The organism is Arthrobacter sp. 9MFCol3.1 (genome assembly GCF_000620385.1).
Classification (GTDB): Bacteria; Actinomycetota; Actinomycetes; order Actinomycetales; family Micrococcaceae; genus Arthrobacter.
Window position 1 is genome coordinate 68,377 of sequence record NZ_JIBJ01000006.1, and the last position, 22,240, is coordinate 90,616.

Here is a 22,240-nt window from a genome sequence, read left to right on the forward strand (position 1 = left end):
CATGGCCCTGTTGCTCTACCGTCTCGGCAAGTTCTCCTACCGCCACCGCTGGCTCGTCATCTCCCTCTGGCTCGCCGTCCTGGTGGCCGTCGGCGGCGCGGCTGCGGCCTTCCACGGCACCATGTCCAACAACTTTCAGATCCCCGGCACCGAAACCCAGCAGATGGCGGACAAGCTCAAGCAGGAGCTGCCCAAGTCCTCCGGCGGCTCGGCCGGCATCGTGTTCGAGTCGCAGGACGGCCAGTTCACGCAGGCCGGCAAGGACGCGGTCTCGGCTGCGCTGACCAAGTTGAAAGCCCTCCCCGACGTTCAGGGCACCGTGGACCCTTTCGCCACCCAGGCCCAGCTGGACAAGGCCGTGACGGACCTTGCCGCCGGCGAGCAGCAGGCGTCCGCAGGGCGGGCGCAGCTGGACGCGTCGGCCGCCCGGCTGGCTGCTGGCAAGGCCCAGCTGGCCGCGGCCGAGCAGCAGATGACCGCGGCGGGCATGTCCGCCGAGGCCATCGACGCCCAGCTTGGCCAGCAGAAGGCTGCCCTCGCCGCGGGCCAGGAAAAGCTCGACGCCGGGACCAAGGAACTCGAAGCCGGCGCGGCCGAGCTCGCCCTGGCCAAGCGCCAACTGGAGGCCTCGCAGGGCATGCGGTTCGTGTCAGAGGACGGCACAGCGGCAATCGCCCAGGTCCAGTTCAAGACCTCGATCAACGGGCTGGCACCCGCTGTGCGCCAGCAGGTCCAGGACATCGCCCATGAAGTCTCCTCTGCCGGAGTGACCGCCCTGGCCAGCAAGGAAATCACGGAGGACGTCTCGGAGCTGTTCGGCATCTCCGAGATCCTCGGCATCGCCATCGCGGCGCTGGTGCTCATCGTCATGCTCGGAACCCTGATCGCCGCCGGGCTCCCCCTGCTGATGGCCCTGGTCGGAGTGGCAGTGGGCGTCGGCGGCACCTTCGCCCTCAGCGGCGCCGTCGACATGAGTTCCATCTCCCCGATGCTGGCGCTCATGCTGGGCCTCGCCGTCGGCATCGACTACTCGCTGTTCATCGTCAACCGGCACCGCGGCCAGCTCCTGGCCGGCATGGACGGCGAGGAATCCGTCGCCCTCGCCACCGGCACCTCCGGCAACGCGGTGCTGTTCGCCGGCCTGACCGTCATCATCGCCCTCGCGGCCCTTGTCATTCCGGGCCTTCCCTTCCTGGCCGTGATGGGCCTGTCCGCCGCCGCAACGGTGGCAGTCGCCGTCGTCGTCGCCCTGACCCTCACCCCTGCCGTGCTGTCCCTGATCGGACCCCGGCTGATCTCCCGCCGGGTCTGGGCGAAGGCGGAAAAGCACAACGCCGCCCCCGGCCACGAGAGCGCGGACCGTGCCCGGGACGAACGCCGCAGCCAACAGGGCTGGGGCGGGCTCGTCACCCGGCACCCGGTCCTGGCACTGCTGGCCGGTGTCCTGCTGTTGGGCATCGTGGCGCTGCCGGCCAGCCAGTTGCGGCTCGCGCTGCCCGACGGCGGGTCCGAGCCCGTGGAGTCGCAGGCGTTCAAGGCCTATGACGTCACCGGCCGCAGCTTCGGCGCAGGCATGACAGGCCCGATCGTGGTGGTGGGCGACTTCCCGGCCGGCCTGAGCGCGGACGAAGCCACGGCCAAGCAGCTCGACGTCGCCGACATCCTCCGCGGCACGGGCAACGTCACCGCCGCCGTTCCGGTGGCCCTGAGCGAGGACCGGCGCACCGCGGTGTTCCAGGTCATCCCCCGGGAGGGCCCGGCCAGCGCGAGCACGGTCCAGGTGGTCTCCGATCTGCGCGCCGAAAAGGACCGCATCAAGGAATCCGCCGGGGTCAGCATCGGGCTCACGGGGCAGACGGCCGGCAACGTCGACGTCTCCACCAAGCTCGGCGATGCCCTTCCCCCGTACCTGGCCATCGTCGTCGGGCTGTCCCTGATCCTGCTGCTGCTCGTGTTCCGCTCCATTGTGGTGCCGCTGCTGGCCACGGGCGGGTTCCTGCTCTCGCTCGCGGCCGCCTTCGGGGCCGTCGTCGCGGTCTACCAGTGGGGCTGGCTGGGGACGGTGTTCGGCGTCGAAAACCCGGGCGCCGTGCTGAGCTTCCTGCCGATCATCCTGATCGGCGTGCTTTTCGGGCTGGCCATGGACTACCAGGTGTTCATCACCTCGGGCATGCGTGAGTCCTTCATGCACGGCGAATCCGCCAGGCATGCGGTCCGCACCGGCTTCAGCCATGCAGCATCAGTGGTCACCGCCGCCGCCATCATCATGGTCAGCGTGTTCGCCGGCTTCATCTTCTCGCACCTGAACATGGTCCGGCCGCTGGGCTTCGCAATGGCCTTCGGTGTCCTGGTGGACGCGTTTGTGGTCCGCATGACGATCGTCCCGGCCGTGATGTACCTGCTCGGCGACAAGGCGTGGTGGCTCCCCCGCTGGCTGGACCGGATCCTGCCGGACGTCGACGTCGAAGGCGCCAAGCTCCGGCCCGGGGCTGCCGCCTCAGCCTCAGCCGACAGCGAGCCCGAGCCGGAGGAGATCGGCGCACGCTGACACTCACGGCTGGCCGATGAGTCGCCCTAAAGCCGAGTTGCCCTGAAGCCGCCCGCTGATCGTTTCGATCGGCGGGCGGCTTTTTCGTGCGTGCAAGCCCGAACAGTTCATGGGTCCGTTCGACGCCGATTTCTCACCAGGGTCGCAACGGCCACAGACGAACTTTGCTCACCAATTCCTGCCATCAGGCCGGAAAGCCAGCCCTGTATGTAGTATCTCCGGCATGGAAACTTTCCTCTGGCCGGGCTGTGAGCCCACTCACGGTGAGACCAAGGTCGCCGTGCTCGTGCCAGGTGCGGGGTACAAGGTCGAATCGCCTCTCCTCTACTGGCCTGCAGAACAGTTGAGGGACCGTGGCTGGCAAGTTCAGGCAATTCGCTGGACCGACGACGATGAACCTGGGGATGACCCCCACGGGTTCGCTGCCCGTGCAGTTCAGCAGGCGTTCGCCGAGTTTCCGCATGCCGACCATCGACTCATCGTGGCCAAGTCGTTTGGCACGTTCTCTATTCCGTGGGCGGAAGAGGCTCACGTGCCAGCCATTTGGCTCACTCCTATCCTCACGGATGATGTCATTCGGCGGACACTTGCTGAAACAAGTAAGCCGGATCTGCTCATCGGTGGATCCAAAGACAAGTTTTGGGCAACCGATGCGTTGTCAGAAACCGCACCGACGTTCGTTGACATTCTGGACGCCAATCACTCGTTGGAAGTCCCGAACGACTGGCGTGCCTCCTTAGCCGCTCACATTCAAGTGTTCACTGCCATCGAGCGCTTCCTAACCGGCCGACTCGTCTGACCGTCCCACTTCCTTCAACGGTAGAGAGTGCATCTCAAACCACCTCAAGCCTCCGGGCCGCTCAGGCCGCCAATGGGCCTGAGAGCCGCACACGCCTCAGCGTCTTCGCGCGGTGGCGCTCATCGCGGCGACGGCGGCGGGAATCCGGGCTCGCTTCGCCGGTGGGCGATCCGGGCAGGGGTGGCGCGGTGGAGTGGTAGGTGTTGCCGGTGGGGGTGGTGAGTTCGATGGTGTGCCTGCTGTTCCTGCCGTTGCCGGGTTCTGCTTCGGGGCTGGGGCGTGCGGTCCAGCCGGGGGCTTCTTTGGTGTGGTTGCAGGCTTCGCAGAGGCCGGCGCCGTTGGTGCCGGTTGTTTCTCCTCCGTGGTGCCAGGGGACGATGTGGTCCAGGTGGCGGATCGGGGCGTCGCAGTAGGGGGTGCGGCAGGTGTCGTCCCTGGCCTGGATGAAGCGGCGCAGGCCGGGTGGGAAGATCCGGGCCCGGGAGTCCATGCCGACGAGCTCGCCGGTGCCGGGGTGGGTATAGAGCCGGCGGAGCCAGAGCCGGAACGCGGCGTCGTCGGCCCTTCCTGCGGTGCTGCCCGGGTGAGGGGGATGGCCGGGTCCTGGTGGACCGCCGGCCAGGCTGCCCGGGGCCGGGGTGATGAGGGTGCGGGCCCAGCCGGGGACGGTGCCGTAGCCCGGGAGCCGGGCGGGTGCGGCGTCGGCCTGGAACAGGGTGCGGTCGGTCATGATGACCTGGATCTCGACGCCGCTGATCCCGCCGGGGGTGCCGGTGGTGCGTTCGACCAGGGCATCGGCCATCAGCTGCCCGCGGCCCCTCGGATCCCCGGCCGTGCGGAGGGTGTCGGCGTGCCCGCTGAGGGCCTTGTAGACGGCGACGCCGGCGGTCACGGGCAGCAGGGCGGTGAGGTGGCACATGGTGTCGGGGGCCGGGCGGAGGCTGACGTGCCGGGCGGATGCGGCGTGCGCGGCGCGCTGGGTCACGGAGCGGGGGTCACGCCGGTACGCGGCGGCCCGGGCCGCGGCGATCAGGGACCGGTCACCGGCGCCGGCGAACGTCCCGGTGTCGGGCGCGAGTTCGGCGTCGACGGCGGCCCGGTCCGCGGCGGTCAGGCAGGCGGTTTCGCGCACGAGCAGGGTGGCGCGCCATTCGTTGAGCTGCCCGGCCTGCAGCGCGGCGAGGGTGTGGGGCATTTCGGTCACGAGGGCCCTGGCCAGGCCCAGGAGCCGGCCGCCCCTGGCCGGGGATTCGCGCCGGGCCAAGGCAATCTGCGCGCCGATCCCGGCGCCGAGCTTCTCCGCCGGGACTCCGGCGGCGGCCTGTTCGCGGCGCTGCCGTGCATCACAGTCGAACGCTATCCGGGCCTGCAGGGCGGCCGCGGCCGACTTCATGTCCTCAAGCTCGCGAAGCTGGTCGATCATCCCGGCACTGTCCGTGGCCGGAAGGATCTCCGACATCATGCGGACCAGGTCCCTGACGGCCACCGGAGCACTGACCGGAACGGCGGCGGCGCGGCTCCCGGCGCGGCCGAGGCCGCCGTCGCCGTCTCCCGCCGGAACCACTTCGGGCCCCTGAATGCCGTCCATGAACCCAGTCTCCCAGAGACCTCCGACAATCTAAGCGACAGCTGGAAGAGACCCCGGAAAGCACGATTGGCCCACCTTTGGTGCCGCGTTCGTGCAGTCGATTTGTCGTCGCCGGGTTTGGGGAACTCGACCCTCAGCGTGCGGCCAGCCGGTAGACCGACACGTGACTGCGAGATTCCGCGGTGAATTCGCTGTGGTCCCAGTCTGCCCACCTGGACTCCAGCTCAAACCCGGCCATCCGGGCCATGAGATCGAGCTCGCTCGGCCAGATGTATCGGTGGGGTGTCCGTCCGATCCGCGCATCCCGCCCATCCGACAGTTCTGGGCCGAATCGCACATGGTGCGAGATGACATGCTGGCGGAGCACGTCATAGGTATCGACCAGAAGATACCCTGGCTCACTGACTTCGACTGTGGCGCGGTGTCCGGGTGGCAGCGAGCGCAGTTGCGGAACCCAGAGCTCAACAACGAAGCGCCCGCAACGTGCCAGGTGACGGGCAGCGTTCTGGAAACACCGGACCTGTTCGTCCTGCGTCAAGAGGTTGGCGATGGTGTTGAACACCAGGAACGCAAGCGAGAAATTTTCGCCCGCCGCGGCCTCGGTCATGTCGCCCTGAACGACTGGGATGTGGTCCTCGCCGACCTTCTCACGGAGGCGGGAGATCATGGCGTGAGACAGTTCGATGCCGCTGACCTGGACCCCCGCTTCCCAGAGGGGGATGGCGACTCGACCCGTGCCGATGGCAAACTCAACGGCCGGACCGTTACCCGCCAGCCTCGACAGCACCTCCACTGTGGGGCCTAGTACCTCGGGCGAGAACATTCCCTCTCCGGGCGTGTCGTACTGCTTCGCCGCGTCCTCGTCCCAGAGCTGTTGCTGGTTGATCATCCCGCCACTATCGCACCCCGCTGCGCAGATCATCCAGCGGCCGACGCCATCTGGTCGACCCAGGGCCCGCTGTCCGGCCCAGCCTGGGCATGTTGGTAGTACCGCGAACGTGGTTAGCGCATCGTCACAACGCAAACAGAGTCTTCCGGCCAGGCGCCTGTCCGGGGCTCCGGTCTCCACGCCCGCGTCAACTAGGCTGGAGCCGTGACCCGCCTCATTCTTGCCTCCCAGTCCCCCGCCCGCACCAAGCTGCTGCAGAACGCCGGCATCGCCCACGAGGTCCTCGTCTCGGACGTGGATGAGGACGCCGTGCAGGCCCGCTACGGCGTGACGGATCCGCATGACACGGCCCTGCTGCTTGCCCGGGCCAAGGCCGAGGCCGTCGCGTCCCTGCCCGAGGCGGACGGCGCAATCGTGATCGGCTGCGACTCGGTCTTCGAGTTCGACGGCGAGGCCCACGGCAAGCCGTACACGGCCGACGTCGCCCGGGAGCGCATGCTGCGCATGAGCGGCGGGATGGGTGTCCTGCACACCGGCCACTGGCTGGTCGACTGCCGCGACACGGACACCGACACAGAGGACGGCGACGGCGGCGCGCGCGGCACCGGCGCCACCCTGGGCTCTGTGTCCTCGGCCGAGGTGCACTTCATGGAAATGAGCACCGAGGAAATCGAAACCTACATCGCCACCGGCGAGCCGCTCCAGTGCGCCGGCTCCTTCACGATCGACGGCTACGGCGGGGCGTTCATCCGCAAGGTCGACGGCGATCCCCACACCGTCGTCGGGCTCTCCATCTCCACCCTGCGCGCCCTGCTCGGCCAGGCGAACGTGGGGATCACCGAGCTCTGGACCGGCGGGGCCGTGGACCCGGCGGACGTCCGCGCCGAGTAGCGACGGAATGCATGCCGGAGGAAAGACAGAGCGGGCGCGGAGTGAGCCAATTCGCCGCCCTTTGTGGCAACCCTACAAAGGAAGGGCCGTATACGCGCGGAATCCGCAAGTAATATCGGCGGAACCCTCAAAACCGCGCTAGGCTCCCTGAAGGAAAGAAGGAGACGCCTTGTCAGCAAATTCGGAGCAGTCCGCACCCACCGTGCCGGGATCAACGCAGTCATCTACAGCCGCGGGCATCCGCCGGCTGACCAAGGTGCTGATCGCCAACCGCGGAGAAATCGCGGTGCGCATCATCCGCGCCGCCCGCGATGAAGGCATCGCCTCGGTGGCTGTCTACGCGGACCCCGACCGCGACGCGCTGCACGCCCGGCTCGCGGACGAGGCCTACGCGCTCCGTGGCAACACCGCCGCGGAGTCCTACCTGGTGATGGACAAGATCATCGACGTCGCCCGCCAGTCCGGCGCGGACGCCATCCACCCCGGGTACGGGTTCCTGGCCGAGAACGCCGAGTTCGCCGCCAAGGTGATCGATGCCGGCATTACGTGGATCGGCCCCTCCCCCGAGGCGATCTCTGCCTTGGGCGACAAGGTCCAGGCCCGCCACATCGCCGAGAAGGTCGGCGCCCCCCAGGTCCCCGGCACCGCCGACCCGGTCGAGTCCGCCGAGGAAATCCTCGACTTCGTGGACAAGTTCGGCCTGCCCGTCGCCATCAAGGCGGCCTTCGGCGGCGGCGGACGCGGCATCAAGGTGGCCCGCACCCGCGAAGAAATCCCCGAACTCTTCGAATCCGCCGTGCGCGAGGCCACCGCCGCCTTCGGCCGCGGCGAGTGCTTCATCGAGCGCTTCCTGGACGCCCCGCGCCACGTCGAGACCCAGTGCCTCGCCGACGCCCACGGCAACGTCGTGGTGGTCTCCACCCGCGACTGCTCGCTCCAGCGCCGGAACCAGAAACTCGTCGAGGAAGCCCCGGCCCCGTTCCTCACCGAGGAACAGAACCGCAGGCTCTACGAATCTTCCAAGGCCATCCTCAAGGAGGCGGGCTACCTCGGCGCAGGCACCTGCGAATTCCTCGTCGGCCAGGACGGCACCATCTCCTTCCTCGAGGTCAACACCCGGCTTCAGGTGGAGCACTGCGTCTCCGAGGAAGTCACCGGGATCGACCTCGTCCGCGAACAGTTCCGGCTGGCCCGCGGCGAGGAGCTCGGCTACGGCGACCCGGAAGTCCGCGGCCACTCGATCGAATTCCGCATCACCGGCGAGGACCCGGGCCGGAACTTCATGCCCGCCCCCGGCACCATCACGCGACTGTTGAACCCCACCGGCCCCGGTATCCGCGTCGATTCGGGCGTGGAGCAGGGCGATGTCATCAGCGGCAACTTCGACTCCATGCTCTCCAAGCTGATCGTCACCGGCGCCACCCGCGCCCAGGCCCTGCAGCGCTCCCGGCGGGCGCTGGAGGAAATGGTGGTCGAAGGCATCCCCACCGTCATCCCCTTCGACCTCGCGGTGGTTTCCAATCCCGATTTCGCACCGGCCGAGGGCCCCTTCAAGGTCCACACCCGCTGGATCGAGACGGCCTTCGTCAACGACATTCCGGCCTGGACCCCGACGGGCACCGAGGCTGAAGCGGCCGACGCCGGTGACCGCCAGCGCGTCGTCGTCGAGGTCGGCGGCAAGCGCCTGGAAGTCGTGCTGCCGGCATCTCTGGGCTCGATCAGCAACGCCGCAGGCGCCAAGCCGGCCAAGGCCAAGAAGCGCACCCGCGGTGGCGGCGCACCCGCGGCCGCAAGCGGCAACGCCCTGACCTCCCCCATGCAGGGGACCATCGTGAAGGTGGCCGTCGCCGAAGGTGACACGGTCGCCGAGGGCGATCTCGTCGTCGTGCTTGAGGCCATGAAGATGGAACAGCCGCTCACCGCCCACCGCGCCGGGATCGTCATCGGCCTCGCCGCGGCGGCCGGCGAGACCGTGTCCGCCGGCGCCATCATCGCCATGATCGAGGACGGCGCCGCGGAGTAAGCGGCTCACAGTACGGCGACGGCGGACGGCAACCGCCACTGCCGGTCGCGGGCGCGCCTCTGGCGCCTCCGTGACCGGCCAGTAGAGACTTGGAGTGTGAAGCCATTCCTGCTCCTCGCCTCGCGCGCGGAAGACACCGCCGCCGAGGACGAATACCGCGCCTACCTTCGCTACTGCGGACTCCAGCCGGAGCAGCTGCACAGGATCCGGATGGAAGCCGCCCCGCTGCCCGAGCTGGAACTGTCCGACTATTCGGGCGTTATTGTGGGCGGCAGTCCGTTCACCTCCAGCGACCCTGCCGAGCACAAGAGCGCCACCCAGCACCGGGTGGAGCGCGAACTCGCCGGCCTGCTGGACAGGATCGTGGCCGAGGACTTCCCGTTCCTCGGCGCCTGCTACGGCGTCGGCACCCTTGGACTGCACCAGGGCGCCGTGATCGACCGGACCTACGGCGAGGGCCTCGGCGGCGTCACCATCAAACTGACGGCGGAGGGGCTGCAGGATCCCCTCCTGCGCGGGCTGCCGGAGAGCTTCACGGCGTTCACCGGCCACAAGGAAGCCTGCACCGTGCTGCCCTCCCATGCGGTGCTGCTGGCGAGCTCGGCCGCCTGCCCGGTGCACATGTTCCGGATCAAGACCAACTTGTACGCCACCCAGTTCCACCCCGAGCTCGATGCAGAAGGGCTCGTCACCAGGATCGACATCTACCGCCACGCCGGCTACTTCCCGCCGGAATCGGCCGAAATGCTCATGGCCGACGCCCGGCAGTTCACCGCGACGGAACCGATGAAAATCCTGCGGAACTTCGTGCAGCGCTACGCGCGCTGAGCCCCCGCGGCCCCGCCCCGCTGCCCCCGCCTGCGAACGAAGAAGCCCGGCGTGTTCACTGAACACACCGGGCTTCTCCCGTCAGGAATAGGGAACGGACGTTAGGCCACGTTGTTGGTGTAGTCGAGGTCCCGGGTTTCCTTGCTCACGAACAGGGCGATCAGCGTCAGCACCGCCATGGCGGCGAGGTAGACACCGACCAGCCCGGGGCTGCCCTTCCCCATTTCCCAGAGCCAGACGGCGATGAACGGGGCGACGGCCGCACCCAGGATGCTGGAGAAGTTGTAGCTGATGGCCGAGCCGGTGTACCGGACGTTCGTCGGGAACAGCTCCGGCAGGAGCGCACCCATGGGCCCGAAGGTCAGACCCATCAGGGAGAAGCCGATGATCAGCAGGGCCATGGTGCCCACGAACCCGGCGCTAAACAGCGGAACGAAGAGCAGGCCGAAGGCGATGATGCCGAAAGTTACAACGATCAGCATCTTGCGGCGGCCGTATTTCTCGGCCAGCGGGCCGGAGACCAGCGTGAAGATACCGAAGAATACGACGCCGGCGATCAGCATCCAGAGGAAGTCGTTGCGGGTGTAGCCCAGGCCCGGGACGAATGCGGCGGCGGCGGCCTCGGTCATCGGCTTGCCGGCCTTCTCCGCTGCGGCCTTCGCGGCGTCCAGGCTGGAGGCCCGGGTGCCGTAGGTCAGCGTGAACGTGGTCATCAGGTAGAAGAGCACGTAGGTGGCGAGCATGATGAACGTGCCCAGGATCAGCTTGCGCCAGCTGGACTTGAAGACCCGGGCCAGCGGCAGCTTGGCGACCTCATTGGATTCGATGACCTTGGTGAAGGCCGGGGTTTCGATCAGCTTGAGCCGGACGTAGAGGCCGATGATCACCATGACGGCGCTGAGCAGGAACGGTACACGCCAGCCCCAGGCCATGAAGGCGTCCGGCGTCAGGGCGTAGCTGAAGACCAGGAAGATCACGTTGGCGATGATGAAGCCGATCGGGGCACCCAGCTGCGGGAACGTGCCGTAGATGGCGCGCTTGTTCGACGGGGCGTTCTCGGTGGCGAGCAGGGCCGCGCCGCTCCATTCGCCGCCGAGCGCCAGGCCCTGGGCGAAGCGCATCACGACCAGCAGGGCCGGGGCCCAGAATTCCCAGCCCGGGACGGTCGCCGTCGGAAGGCATCCGATCAGGAAGGTGGCAATACCCATCGTCAGCAGCGAGGCCACAAGCGTGCCCTTGCGTCCGAACTTGTCACCGAAGTGGCCGAAGACCACCGAGCCGAGCGGGCGGGCGATGAACGCCACGCCGAACACGGCGAAGGATGCCAGCAGCTGGGTGGTCTCGTTCTGCCCGGGGAAGAAGAGCTTCGGGAAGACGAGCACAGCCGCGGTGGCGTAAACGTAGAAGTCATAGAACTCGACGGTGGTACCGATCAGGCTGGCGACAATCACGCGGCCGCGCGAATTCACCTGCTTGGTGGACCCATGCTCCGCGGAGGTTGCAGTGGATGACATGTAGTAACGCTTTCATGAAGACCGGTCGGATATTCCCCTAGAGCCCGATGCCCGGGGCCGCCGGCTAGGGATTCGTATACGTCTGATAATAGGTCCCACCGTCCAGTCAGTGGACAAATAGTCCGTCATTTGGACTTCGTGTCGCCGTCTCACGTGGTGGTCGTCACACCTATTCTCACACCGTCATAAAAGCCCCGATAGGCAAAAGTCACAGCGCGTTAATAAACCGCGTCCGTCCCGGAAACGCGGCGTCCCTACCTTTGAAGGACATCACCCCCCAAGGAGGTCTCCCAAGTGACTGCTGAACGCACCGCCGAAATCGGCACCGCAGAGGTCGGCGCCGCCAGTACCGGCGGCACCCTTACCCTCGACCACCGGCCCGGCCGCTGGATCGCCAACTGGGACGCAGAAAACAAGGAGCAGTGGGAGTCGGCCGGCCGCTCGATCGCCCGGCGCAACCTGAACTGGTCCATCTTCGCCGAGTTCCTGGGCTTCGTGGTCTGGCAGCTGTGGTCGATCGTGGTGGTCCAGCTTCCCTCCGCCGGCTTCAAGTTCTCCACCAACGAGATCTTCTGGCTGATCTCCATGCCAAGCCTCGTCGGCGCCACGCTCCGGATCCCCTACACGTTCATGGTTCCCCGCTTCGGCGGCCGCAACTGGACCATCGTCTCCGCCCTGTTGCTGCTGATCCCGACGATCGGCCTGGGCCTGTGCGTCGCCAACCCGGCCACCCCCTTCGGCGTCATGCTGTTCGTGGCAGCGCTGGCCGGATTCGGCGGCGGCAACTTCGCCAGCTCGATGGCGAACATCACCTTCTTCTACCCCGCACGGGAAAAGGGCTGGGCCCTGGGCCTGAACGCCGCCGGCGGAAACCTCGGTGCCGCCGTCGCACAGCTGGCCGTGCCGATCGCCATCACGCTGCTGGCAGCCGGCAGCGTGAACCTGCCCGTCGCAGGGTTCATGTGGGTTCCGCTGATCCTGCTGGCGGCCTTCGGTGCCTGGAAGTACATGGACAACCTCACCAGCGCCAAGGGTGACGTCGCAGGTTCGCTGGCCGCGATCAAAGAGCCGCACCTGTGGATCATGGCGCTGCTGTACATCGGCACCTTCGGCTCCTTCATCGGCTTCGCCGGCGTCTTCCCCAAGCTCATCAAGGACTACTTCCCGGCATTCTCCTCAATCTCCGTCGGCGCCGTGGCCCTGTCCCTGGCCTTCCTCGGCCCGCTGGTCGGATCCCTGGCCCGCCCCTACGGCGGGCGCATGGCAGACCGGATGGGCGGCGCCCGCATGACCGTCGCAGCCTTCGCCGCCATGGCCGTCATCACCCTCACCATGCTCTGGACCCTGCCGCTGAAGAACTTCTGGCTCTTCCTCTTCCTGTTCCTGCTCCTCTTCACCGCGAGCGGCTTCGGAAACGGCGCCACCTACCGCATGATCCCGATCATCTTCGCCACCTCCAGCCGGGCCGCCCGCTCCGGGGCCAGCACGCACACCACCCAGCGGCTCGCGTCCTCGGCCCTCGGCCTGATCTCGGCCATCGGCGCCTACGGCGGATTCATCATCCCCCAGGTCCTCAACGCCTCCAACACGGCCAGCGGCTCCTACACCTCGGCGTTCTACGGATTCGTGGGGGCCTACGTCCTGATGCTGGTGGTCTGCTGGTTCTGCTACATCCGCAACGCCAACCGAAACGCGATGGGACACGTCTAACATGACCAAAAGCGCCGACACGCACTGCCCTTACTGCGCCCTGCAGTGCGCCATGACGCTCACATCTCCAGCGGCTCTGACCCCGGCTGTCCAGCCGGGGTCAGACCCCGTACCGGCCACGCCGGCGCCCGACACCGCCCCCACGTCCGCGCCGCTCCTGACAGTCGCCGGACGCGACTTCCCCACCAACCGCGGCGGCCTGTGCCGCAAAGGCTGGACCTCCGCCTCGCTGCTGGACCACCCGGGCCGCGTCACTGAGCCCCTGCTGAAGGGCGCCGACGGCGTCCACCACCCGGTCAGCTGGGACGAGGCCCTCACGCGGATCGTCTCCGCCGTAAAGCGGGCCCGCCTCGAGCACGGGGCTGACGCCGTGGGCGTGTTTGGCGGCGGCGGCCTCACCAATGAGAAGGCCTACCAGCTGGGCAAGTTCGCCAGGCTGGCTTTGGGCACCTCACGGATCGACTACAACGGGCGGTTCTGCATGTCCTCGGCCGCCGCGGCCGGCATGCGCGCCTTCGGCCTGGACCGCGGGCTCCCGTTCCCGCTCGCGGACCTCGACACCGCCAGCACCATCCTGATGCTCGGCTCCAACGTTGCCGAGACCATGCCGCCCTTCGTCCAGCACCTCCAGGGGGCCCGCGACGCCGGCGGGCTGATCGTCGTCGACCCCCGACGCTCCGCCACCGCCGCGTTTACGTCCGACGGCGGCGGGCTGCACCTGCAGCCGTTGCCCGGCACCGACCTCGCCCTGCTCCTGGGCATCTCCCATGCGGTGATCCACGAGGGCCTCGCCGACGCCCGATACATCGCGGACCGGACCACCGGCTACGACGCCGCGCTCCGCAGCGTCGCCAGCTTCTGGCCCGAACGGGTCCAGTCGATCACCGGCGTGCCCGCCGGGCTGATCCGGGAAACCGCCCGGCGGCTGGCCGACGGCGCCCGCAAGGGCGGCAGCTACATCCTCACCGGCCGCGGCGTCGAACAGCACGTGGACGGCACTGACACGGCCACGGCCGCCATCAATCTCGCCCTGCTGCTGGGCCTGCCGGGCTCCGCGAGCAGCGGCTACGGCACGCTCACCGGCCAGGGCAACGGCCAGGGCGGCCGCGAACACGGCCAGAAGGCGGACCAGCTCCCCGGCTACCGGAAGATCACCGACCCCGCCGCACGCGCCCACATGGCCAGGGTGTGGGGCGTCCCCGAACCCCTGATTCCCGGCCCCGGCCTCCCGGCCGTCGAACTCCTGAAGTCCCTAGGACAGCCCGACGGCGTCCGGTGCCTCTTCGTGCACGGCGCCAACGTGGCGGTGTCCGCCCCGGATGCGAACGCCGTGATCGCGGGCCTGCGCAGCCTGGACTTCCTGGTGGTGTGCGACTTCTTCCTCTCCGAGACCGCCGCCGAGGCGGACCTGGTCCTGCCGGTGACCCAGTGGGCCGAGGAAGAAGGAACCCTGACCAACCTTGAGGGCCGCGTGCTCCGCCGCCGCCGGGCCCTCACTCCCCCGCCCGGTGTCCGCAGTGAGCTGTGGATCATGACCCGGTTGGCCGAAATGCTGCACGCGCCGTCCACCTTCAGCGAGGATCCGGAAACGGTGTTCGAGGAGCTCCGGCTCGCGTCCTCCGGCGGCCTGGCCGACTACTCCGGGATCGACTACGCCATGCTGGACCGCGGCGAGGCCGCCTACTGGCCGTACCCCGCCGGGAGCGCGGGTACGCCGCGGCTCTTCCTGGACGCCTTCGCCCACGCGAACGGCCGGGCCGTGTTCACGCCGGTGACGCCCCGGCGTCGTTCTTCCTCTTCGGGCTCCACGTCCGCGGCGGAACGCCGGACGGACCAGCGGGCGGACCAGCGGGCCGACCGCGCCGGCGCCGATCGTCCCGGCACGCCGATGACCCTCATCACCGGCCGCCTGATGGAGCACTACCAGTCCGGGGCGCAGACCCGCCGGGTGGCCGCCCTCGCCGAGGCCCAGCCGGAGGCGCGGCTGCAGCTCCACCCCGCCGCGGCCGCCGCCCAGGGGATCGCCGACGGGGATTACGTTTCGATTTCCAACGAACGCGGAGTGGTCAGCTGCCGTGCCGAGCTGAGCACGGATATCCGCCCGGAGACGGTCTTCCTGCCGTTCCACTTCCCGGAGCTCGAGAGCGCCAACCGGCTCACCGAGGCTGCCACGGACCCCATTTCCGGGATGCCCGAGTTCAAGACCAGCAAGGTGTGGATTCGGCCATCAGTTTCCCCGGATCCCTTGGCCGGCAATCACAGCGGCGTTCAAGCCCGTGTTCTTCAAGCAGAGGAGACCTCATGACTGAGCGGATTGTGGTGGTGGGCTTCGGGCCCGTCGCCGCGAGGCTGATTGACGAGCTGCTGCCGGCCGTGCGCAGCGGCATCGCACACCTGACGGTGATCGGTGAAGAGTCCGAGGCGGCGTACAACCGCGTGCTGGTGGCGGATCTGGGCGTCGGCCGGACGACACCGGCAGCGCTGGCCCTCGCGGATGCGGCGGCACTGGTGGCCGACGGCGTCGATGTCCGGCTGGGCGTCCGCGTCCGCCGCGTGGACCGCGCCCGTCAGCGGGTTTTGTTGAGCGACGGTACCTCGCCCGGCTACGAGCGGCTCGTTTTCGCTACCGGTTCACGGCCGGTCATCCCCAACCTGACCGGGCTCAACCCGGACCCGGCCGCGCCGGTGTTGCCGCCGGGCGTGACCGCCCTGCGCGATCTCCGCGACGCGTCCGTGCTCCACTCGGCCGTGGCGGGAGGCAAGCGAGTAGTGGTCCTGGGCGGCGGCGTGCTGGGCCTGGAGACGGCCCTCGCCGCGGCCGAGGAAGGCGCCACGGTGACCGTGGTGCACAACGGCCCGCATCCCCTGGGCCGGAACATCGACCGCGGCGGCGGTGCCGTGCTCGCGGCCTCCCTGCGGAACTGCGGCGTGCGGGTGGCCGGCAACGCCCGCTCGGTCGGCGTGGAACATAACGCGCCCGACGGCGGCTTCTCCGCTTTGCTGCTGGACGACGGATCCGCGATCGACGGCGACCTCCTGGTCCTCTCCTGCGGTGTCCGGCCGCGGACCGAACTGGCGGAGGGCTGCGGGCTCTCCACCGGTGCCGGGATCCTGGTGGACCACAAGCTCCGTGCCCACCACGAGCCCCACATTTTCGCGATCGGCGACTGCGCGGAGGTCCGCTGCCCGGACCCCGAGTGTGTGGAGTGCCGGACGACGCGCGGCCCGTCCGGGCTGGTCGGCCCGGGCTGGCGGCAGGCCGAATGGCTCGCCGACTACCTGACCCTGCTGGCGTCCGGCGCCACTGGCGACGCGGAAGCGTTGCCGGCCCTGCCGGCGGAACTGCCGGGCGTGATCGTGCTCAAGGCCCGCGGCATGAACATGGCCGTGGCCGGAGACGTGTCCGCAGACCCCTGGGACGAGGAAGCCCTGAGCGCCGGGGCAGTGAACGGCCGGGCCCGGCTGCAGATCGCGCAGTGGGCCGATCCCGAGCACGGCCGCTACGTCAAGATGACCACCCGCGCGGGCGTTCTGGAGGGGCTGGTGGCCGTGGGCATGCCGCGCACCTCGGCGGAGCTGGTGCAGCTCTTCGAGCGCGGTGCCGAACTGCCCGCCGACCGGTCGCTGCTCCTGCGCCTGGACGGACCGGACCAGCTCGCTTCCGCAGGTGCCGCCGACCCGGCCCGGACGGTCTGCCGGTGCGCCGGCGTCAGCGGGACGGCCATTGCTTCTGCCGTCTCCGAGGGCTGCGGGACGGTGCCCGAGGTATCGGCCTCCACCCGCGCCGGCACGGGCTGTGGCGGCTGCCACGACGACATCAGGAGCATCATCGAGGCCCACTTTCAAGGGGCGGCTGCCTGAATTCTAGTTCGCCGCGTTGTCGAAGTTCTTCTGCCACTGGGCGTGCTCGCGGCCGGCTTCCAACCGGCGGTTCGCAGTCCACCGGGGCAGATATTCGGGCGCGGGCAGCTCACGGAAGGCTTGGTCTTGGCCGTGGGTTCAGGCCGGGTGTGCACGGGCTTGGGTCTGGGGCGGGTCTGAACCGGCTTGGCCACAGGCCGGCCCTGGACGGGCTTGCGGGCGTAGCTCGACCGTGTGTCGGCGGCGTGGCGCCTCTTCCAGGCCACAAGCCCCCAGATGAAGAGTCCTGTCAGAGTGAGTTGCCAGTAAGTAACCAGTATCCCGATGACGACCAAGATAAGAAACAGGGCGGGGATCCACATAGCGACATTATGCCTACGCGGCACGCCCGGAGGTAGAGGCCTTTCTCCCGCGGTTTAGGCACTGCGGCGCTTGAGGCGTGAGGGCTCTGGCAAGTTCCGTTCCGCCAAGGCTACGCGACCTTCCACGCCACACCGGAATGACCACATACCGGGAAGCCCGGAGTTCAGGGCACTCAGCACCTCCGCTAACCGCGAAGCGGGCCTTTCTCCCCTTGGCACAGCCGGGGGCCGGGGATGCAATGAACGTAGGTTCCGTTCAGGCGCAGGAGGCATCCCATGAACGTCCCAGTCATTTTGGCGCTCGGTGCGATTATTGTGTTCGCCGTCGTGATGGGTGTTGTCATGTCTCGCGAAAAGGATCCGCAGCGGCGGGCGGCCGCGCTGACGCGCACCGGAGCGGCCGTCATGGCGGCGTTCACCGTCATCGGCGGAATCTTCATCGGCGGGTTCGCGATGCAGGACCCGGGCGGAACAACCGGGACGCTGATGACGCTCGCCTGGGTGGTGCCGATGCTCATCCTCGCGGTCTCGGCCTGGTTCTGGCCGGCGGCAACCGCTCCCCTGCTGCTCGCCCTCGCTTCTGCCTTCATTGCCGCGTGCGTGTGGCTCGCCTTCGACCCCGCTGCCCTGAGCGCCTTCCTCAGCGACAACGGCCCCGTCATCGCCGTCAGCGTGCTCGCGCTGGCTTTTCCGGCCGCCGTTCTCGGCCTGAAAGTTACCGCGCTGGCCGGCTGGCTGCTGGTGGCCCTGGGGGTACTGCCGCTGTTGATCACGATCATCGGAAGGTCGGGCGCGGTCGGATCGCTGATCGCGGCCAGCCTGGTTCCCCTGGCCTGCGGGATCGCCTATCTGCTGTCCGTCCGGATGGCCCGGGCCGGTTCGACGTCGGGAACGATTCACCCGGCGGCGGCCTGAGACTGCCGCGCCGCCGCCAAAGGCGGCCGCGTAACGCAAATCGGGCCACGGGCAAACGGCGGGTAGCATCGGGGCCATGAGCGCCGACGACGACGACATCACCGAAGAGCTGCTGGCTGACGCCGGGAAACTAACCGGGCTGAGCCTGGAACTGCTCGGGCTCGACCCGCACCCGGATGACATGACCGCCGAGCAGCGGCTCCAGTTTGATCCCGAGGACCTGGTCGAGATGGCCGCCGTTTCCCTGGACGACCGGCGCAAAGCCGTGGGCCAGACCCGCCTGCTGGCCGGTCTCCTGTGGAACTCAGCGAGCATCCTCATCGACCAGCTGTTCCGCGATCTCGGAACTCTCAGCGCTCTGGATGCAGTCACGCCCACCAACATTGCCGGGACCTCGGTCCTGTCCTCGCTGCCGCCGCAGTTCGCCGACGGTTACGACGCGAAATTCACCCAGAAGTTCATCGTGGTCGCAGCCGACGTCACCGCGTGCCTGGTCAGGGGCTGGACCGCCCCCGGCTGCCTCGCGGCGGAACTCGCCGTGCGCTGCCTGCTCGATCAGGCGGAAATCACCGAGGACATCTACGAACTCGACCTCCCGGACGACTGGCGGGCCGCCGTCGAGGAAGTCCTGCCGGAGGACGCCGAAAGTGCCGCACTGTACTCCGACGACGACGGCCCGCACAGCGGCGGCGCTGACGGCGACGGCGGCGGGAGCCTGGCTTTCGAGCACTGGTTCCGGCCCTTTGCCCCCGGCGACACCGTTCCGCCCTACGCCTGCTCCTGAGCCCTGCTGCTGGGCTCTACTGCTGGCGTCCTGGCTCGGCCAACTGGGCCAGGAAGTCCTCCGTGAAGCGCCGGACGCCGTCCCATTCGGTGTAGACGTAGTCACGGGACGTGTCCGTGTCCAGGGAGCCCTTGTCGCTGGCGATCTTCTTCATGACGTGCTTCTTGATGAACCCGTAGTGGGTGTAGAGCACGGCGCCGGCGAACAACCCGACGTGCGCGGGCCGCCACCCCGTGTCCTGCTCAAACTTCTCCACGTAGCCCTCCGCGGTCTGCTCGTCTCCGTGGGCGGCCATGCTCACCGAAACCAGGGCCGAAGGCAATCGTTCGAGCTCAGTGAGGTTCTTCTTGACGAAGTCCGCGACGTATCCCTCGTGCTTCCCCACGTGCACCGAAGCCGCCACGATCACGCCGTCGTAGCCGCTCGGAATCGGGTTTGGGGAATGCTTGAGGTCCGCCGTCTCCGCCTGGTGCCCGTTCGCCCGGACCACCTCGGCGATGTACTCCACGATATGGGCGGTTTGTCCCTCGACGGTCCCGTAGGGGATATAGATTTTGGCCATGTTCCAGTGTGGGAGCCGTGCGGGTCGGCACCATAGGGTCTAAGGCCCCCGCACGGCGATGCACCAGACTGCTGAAAACGAAGAATCCCTGCCCGGGTTCCCGGCCAGGGATTCTTCGCTCATCGAAAGCGCGCTAGTAGCCGGATGGCTGGTCGAACCGCTGGCCGGCCGGGTTGGACTGCAGGATAGTCATCACCAGCAGCGCCAGGCCGCCGAGGAACGGCACCAGGACCAGCAGGATCAGCCAGGCGCTCAGGTTCACGTCATGCAGACGCCGGGCCAGCAGGGCCAGGGACGGAACGATCGTCCCGAGCCCCCAAATGACAGCAAGGATCAACCCGATAATGGCACCGGGTCCTGTCACGGCGGCTCCGGACGCATTAGTCGTCGTGCCGGTGCTCGTGATGATGTTGATGACTATCCCCACGATGAGGGACACCAGCGCCCACCACCAGTACTCGCTGCGGCTGGCCCGGCCGGAGAAGGTGGCGTACTTCTTGAAAAATCGCTGGACGGCCTGCTGGAGGGTAGCCCCATAGAGCGGCGCCCAAAGCGGCGTCCCTCCGGTCTGGGGCGGAAATGCATTCGGTTGCTGCGGATAACTCATGTAGTCCCCTTGGATGAGTGCGAATGACGAGATTCATCCTAGGGCCGTCGGCACACAGGAATGCCTGTTGGGCGGCGAGAATTTACACCCCGTTCATCCGTTCGGGTGCACGTTCCCAGCTGGCTGTCGCGCCTCGGGACTTTCAACGCACCGTACTAGCCTCCCGGTTCGAACACGGATGAGCCGATCATGAAGATGCCGCGCTGCGGGATCCAGAAGTCCCCGAGCCTGTCCTGGACAGGAAGCGCCGCGGCCTGTCCCAGGCTTCGGCCCAACAGGTGTGCTGTGCTTTCGCGGACAATCCACATCCGGCGCGGGCGTGCACCGAAGCTTTGCCCGTTGGGCACCCTGCCCGTCAACCCGATGCGCCCCGCCCCCAGCACCGGACCGGCGACAGCCCCCATGGCCCGCAGGAACGTCCGGCTGCGCCACAACCGGTCCGGAACGGCACCGGACACCGCGGACATGAGCCGGGTGACAGGGGTCGCCGCCAGCGTCAGGTCCCAGCTCAGGTCTACCCCCTCCCCGACTTCCACGGTGAAGCAGTAGCCGTCGCGCCACCGGATGGAGATCCCGCCCGTTGAGACGGCTCCGAGGGCGCTGCCGAAGTAGCGGGGGCACGAGAATCCGGGGTCGGTGGTGCTGTGCATCGTCCAGATGCCCGCAGGGTCACGGATCCAGACCGAGGTGTAGCCCGGGCCGACGGAGGAGGCCGGAAAATGCCGCAGGGCCAGGATGTGGCCGGAGCTGAACGGAACGCCCATCACGCCGTAGCCGGCAAAACGTTCCTCCGGGCCGGAGGGCAGCCCGGGGTGCTGTTCCACGGAGTCAACAACGGCGCGTGGACTCTGCATGGCTACGGCCTCCGTCTTCGCAGCAGGACTACATGTGGACGTGGAGCCGCCGGGCCGCTTCGGAGATGGAGCCGCTCAGCGACGGGTACACCGTGAAGGTGCTGGCGACGTCGTCGACGTGCAGTTTTTGGGTGACGGCGAGGGAGATCGCGAAGATGAGCTCGGAGGCGTTCGGGCCTACCACCACCCCGCCGATCACGGTGCCGGATCCCTTGCGGGCGAAGATCTTGACGAAGCCGTCGCGGTGGTTGCGCATCTTGGCGCGGGCGTTGCTGCGCAGGGACAGTTTGATGACGTCGGCCTGGTACTTGCCCGAATCAATCTCGGCCTCGGAGACGCCCACGTTCGCAATCTCGGGCGAGGTGAAGATGTTGGATGCGACCTGGTGCAGCTTCAGGGGCATGACGCTGTCGCCCAGGAAGTGCGCGATCGCGATCCTGCCCTGCATCGCGGCGACGGAGGCGAGTGCCAGCACGCCGGTGCAGTCGCCCGCGGCGTAGATGTTCGGCGCAGTGGTGCGCGAGACGCCGTCGACCTTGATGTGGCCGCTCTCGGTCAGCGCGACGCCGGCTTCTTCAAGGCCGATGCCGGCCGTGTTGGGGATGGAGCCGACGCAGACCAGGCAGTGGCTGCCGGTCACCTTCGAACCGTCGCCGAGGGTGACCACGACGCCGTCGTCCGTGCGCTCGACGGTCTCGGCGCGGGCGCGGGAGAGCACCTTCAGTCCGCGGCGTTCGAAGACGCCCTCGAGGACCTCGGCGGCGTCGGTGTCCGAGCCCGGCAGGACGCGGTCGCGGCTGGAAATCAGGGTGACCTTGGACCCCAGGCCGTTGTAGGCCGAGGCGAATTCCGCGCCTGTGACGCCGGAACCTACCACGATCAGCTCTTCGGGGAGCACGTCCATGTTGTAGATCTGGGCCCAGTTGAGGATGCGCTCACCGTCCGGGCGGGCCGTGGGCAGCTCGCGCGGGTGGGCTCCGACCGCCAGCAGGATGGTGTCGGCTTCCACCGTCTCGGTGCCCTCGGAAGTGAGGACCTCGATGGTGTGGTTGTCCAGAAGCCTGCCGGAGCCGATCAGGATGCGGACGTTCTGGTGTTCCAGCCCGACCTGGATGTCCTCCGACTGCTTCCGCGCCAGCCGCAGCAGGCGGTCGTTGATGTGCTTGAGGTCCGCGCGCATCGTGGGCGTGCAGTCGCCGCCGTCGAGGTCGAATTTAACGCCGAGCTCGCCGGCCTCGCCGACGCGGGTCATCAGGTCTGCCGTCGCGATCAGGGTTTTGGACGGAACGACGTCGGTCAGCACCGCGGAGCCGCCGAGGCCGGCACGCTCGATGATGGTGACCTGCGCCCCCAGCGAGGCGGCGACCATAGCGGCTTCGTAGCCACCGGGTCCTCCGCCGAGAATTGCGATACGGGGTGAACTGAAGTCAGGATGCGTAGTCACAATCCACCATTGTCCACCATCCGAACCGGAGCCCCAAGAATCCGGGCCGCGCGCGTCCATT

The 22,240-nt window shown here is 68.2% G+C and carries 17 protein-coding genes; 10 read left to right on the plus strand and 7 right to left on the minus strand.

Annotated features, from left to right (window positions below; translation table 11 throughout):
- The first annotated feature begins 1 nt into the window (after position 1).
- Both C560_RS0107495 and C560_RS21410 read left to right on the plus strand, forming a co-directional pair.
- Positions 2 to 2,548, plus strand: a complete 2,547-nt coding sequence (locus C560_RS0107495; RefSeq protein WP_026537714.1) for an MMPL family transporter — start codon at positions 2 to 4, stop codon at positions 2,546 to 2,548.
- Positions 2,549 to 2,771: 223 nt separating this feature from the next.
- The gene (locus tag C560_RS21410; protein WP_051533049.1) at positions 2,772 to 3,347 is read left to right on the plus strand and encodes an alpha/beta hydrolase; all 576 of its coding nucleotides are present in this window, start codon (positions 2,772 to 2,774) and stop codon (positions 3,345 to 3,347) included.
- 61 nt (positions 3,348 to 3,408) lie between these two features.
- Here C560_RS21410 and C560_RS21415 read toward each other — a convergent pair whose 3' ends face one another.
- Positions 3,409 to 4,935 carry an HNH endonuclease gene (locus C560_RS21415; RefSeq protein WP_051533050.1) on the minus strand — a complete coding sequence of 509 codons (1,527 nt, stop codon included), beginning with the start codon at positions 4,933 to 4,935 and terminating at the stop codon, positions 3,409 to 3,411.
- 133 nt (positions 4,936 to 5,068) lie between these two features.
- Positions 5,069 to 5,824, minus strand: coding sequence for a class I SAM-dependent methyltransferase (locus C560_RS0107510; RefSeq protein WP_026537715.1), 756 nt, complete (start codon positions 5,822 to 5,824; stop codon positions 5,069 to 5,071).
- A 204-nt stretch (positions 5,825 to 6,028) separates the two neighbouring features.
- On the opposite strand from C560_RS0107510, the gene C560_RS0107515 reads away from it, so the two are divergent.
- From C560_RS0107515 to C560_RS0107525, 3 genes are all read left to right on the plus strand, one after another.
- Entirely contained in the window at positions 6,029 to 6,715 is a 687-nt protein-coding gene (locus C560_RS0107515) for a Maf family protein (RefSeq protein WP_026537716.1), read from the plus strand.
- Positions 6,716 to 6,884: 169 nt separating this feature from the next.
- Positions 6,885 to 8,738, plus strand: a complete 1,854-nt coding sequence (locus C560_RS0107520; protein ID WP_026537717.1) for an ATP-binding protein — start codon at positions 6,885 to 6,887, stop codon at positions 8,736 to 8,738.
- A gap of 96 nt (positions 8,739 to 8,834) precedes the next feature.
- The gene (locus tag C560_RS0107525) at positions 8,835 to 9,566 is read left to right on the plus strand and encodes a glutamine amidotransferase (protein ID WP_018774622.1); all 732 of its coding nucleotides are present in this window, start codon (positions 8,835 to 8,837) and stop codon (positions 9,564 to 9,566) included.
- 101 nt (positions 9,567 to 9,667) lie between these two features.
- Here C560_RS0107525 and C560_RS0107530 read toward each other — a convergent pair whose 3' ends face one another.
- Positions 9,668 to 11,080 (minus strand): MFS transporter, encoded by a 1,413-nt coding sequence (locus C560_RS0107530; protein ID WP_026537718.1) that lies wholly within the window; start codon positions 11,078 to 11,080, stop codon positions 9,668 to 9,670.
- A 318-nt stretch (positions 11,081 to 11,398) separates the two neighbouring features.
- Here C560_RS0107530 and C560_RS0107535 point away from each other — a divergent pair, with 318 nt between their 5' ends.
- The 5 genes from C560_RS0107535 (at position 11,399) to C560_RS0107555 (ending at position 18,712) form a co-directional block, all read left to right on the plus strand.
- A complete protein-coding gene (locus tag C560_RS0107535; RefSeq protein WP_370124960.1) occupies positions 11,399 to 12,790 on the plus strand; it encodes an MFS transporter in 1,392 nt (463 codons plus the stop codon).
- A 1-nt stretch (position 12,791) separates the two neighbouring features.
- Positions 12,792 to 15,095: a molybdopterin oxidoreductase family protein gene (locus C560_RS0107540; protein ID WP_026537720.1), complete on the plus strand. Its 2,304-nt coding sequence runs from the start codon at positions 12,792 to 12,794 to the stop codon at positions 15,093 to 15,095.
- Positions 15,092 to 16,651 (plus strand): FAD-dependent oxidoreductase, encoded by a 1,560-nt coding sequence (locus tag C560_RS0107545; protein ID WP_026537721.1) that lies wholly within the window; start codon positions 15,092 to 15,094, stop codon positions 16,649 to 16,651. Before C560_RS0107540 ends, C560_RS0107545 begins: the two co-directional genes overlap by 4 nt.
- Before the next feature lie 638 nt (positions 16,652 to 17,289).
- Positions 17,290 to 17,928, plus strand: a complete 639-nt coding sequence (locus tag C560_RS0107550; RefSeq protein ID WP_026537722.1) for a hypothetical protein — start codon at positions 17,290 to 17,292, stop codon at positions 17,926 to 17,928.
- Positions 17,929 to 18,004: 76 nt separating this feature from the next.
- Complete coding sequence (locus C560_RS0107555; protein WP_026537723.1) at positions 18,005 to 18,712, plus strand: hypothetical protein; 708 nt, start codon at positions 18,005 to 18,007, stop codon at positions 18,710 to 18,712.
- A 16-nt stretch (positions 18,713 to 18,728) separates the two neighbouring features.
- On the opposite strand, the gene C560_RS0107560 is transcribed toward C560_RS0107555, so the two are convergent.
- The 4 genes from C560_RS0107560 to C560_RS0107575 form a co-directional block, all read right to left on the minus strand.
- On the minus strand, positions 18,729 to 19,274 hold the full coding sequence (locus C560_RS0107560; RefSeq protein ID WP_026537724.1) for a flavodoxin domain-containing protein: 546 nt from the start codon (positions 19,272 to 19,274) through the stop codon (positions 18,729 to 18,731).
- Between the two features lie 133 nt (positions 19,275 to 19,407).
- Positions 19,408 to 19,881 carry a DUF805 domain-containing protein gene (locus tag C560_RS0107565; RefSeq protein ID WP_018774634.1) on the minus strand — a complete coding sequence of 158 codons (474 nt, stop codon included), beginning with the start codon at positions 19,879 to 19,881 and terminating at the stop codon, positions 19,408 to 19,410.
- A gap of 155 nt (positions 19,882 to 20,036) precedes the next feature.
- Positions 20,037 to 20,735, minus strand: a complete 699-nt coding sequence (locus C560_RS0107570; protein WP_026537725.1) for a hypothetical protein — start codon at positions 20,733 to 20,735, stop codon at positions 20,037 to 20,039.
- A gap of 28 nt (positions 20,736 to 20,763) precedes the next feature.
- On the minus strand, positions 20,764 to 22,179 hold the full coding sequence (locus C560_RS0107575; protein ID WP_026266637.1) for an NAD(P)H-quinone dehydrogenase: 1,416 nt from the start codon (positions 22,177 to 22,179) through the stop codon (positions 20,764 to 20,766).
- Positions 22,180 to 22,240 lie beyond the last annotated feature (61 nt).

Bases quoted from the DNA above. Each gene is read 5' to 3' on its own strand.
- C560_RS0107495 (WP_026537714.1), top strand. From the start codon at position 2: ATGGCCCTGTTGCTCTACCGTCTCGGCAAGTTCTCCTACCGCCACCGC.
- C560_RS21410 (WP_051533049.1), top strand. From the start codon at position 2,772: ATGGAAACTTTCCTCTGGCCGGGCTGTGAGCCCACTCACGGTGAGACC.
- C560_RS21415 (WP_051533050.1), bottom strand. From the start codon at position 4,935: ATGGACGGCATTCAGGGGCCCGAAGTGGTTCCGGCGGGAGACGGCGAC.
- C560_RS0107510 (WP_026537715.1), bottom strand. From the start codon at position 5,824: ATGATCAACCAGCAACAGCTCTGGGACGAGGACGCGGCGAAGCAGTAC.
- C560_RS0107530 (WP_026537718.1), bottom strand. From the start codon at position 11,080: ATGTCATCCACTGCAACCTCCGCGGAGCATGGGTCCACCAAGCAGGTG.
- C560_RS0107540 (WP_026537720.1), top strand. From the start codon at position 12,792: ATGACCAAAAGCGCCGACACGCACTGCCCTTACTGCGCCCTGCAGTGC.
- C560_RS0107545 (WP_026537721.1), top strand. From the start codon at position 15,092: ATGACTGAGCGGATTGTGGTGGTGGGCTTCGGGCCCGTCGCCGCGAGG.
- C560_RS0107550 (WP_026537722.1), top strand. From the start codon at position 17,290: ATGAACGTCCCAGTCATTTTGGCGCTCGGTGCGATTATTGTGTTCGCC.
- C560_RS0107555 (WP_026537723.1), top strand. From the start codon at position 18,005: ATGAGCGCCGACGACGACGACATCACCGAAGAGCTGCTGGCTGACGCC.
- C560_RS0107560 (WP_026537724.1), bottom strand. From the start codon at position 19,274: ATGGCCAAAATCTATATCCCCTACGGGACCGTCGAGGGACAAACCGCC.
- C560_RS0107565 (WP_018774634.1), bottom strand. From the start codon at position 19,881: ATGAGTTATCCGCAGCAACCGAATGCATTTCCGCCCCAGACCGGAGGG.
- C560_RS0107570 (WP_026537725.1), bottom strand. From the start codon at position 20,735: ATGCAGAGTCCACGCGCCGTTGTTGACTCCGTGGAACAGCACCCCGGG.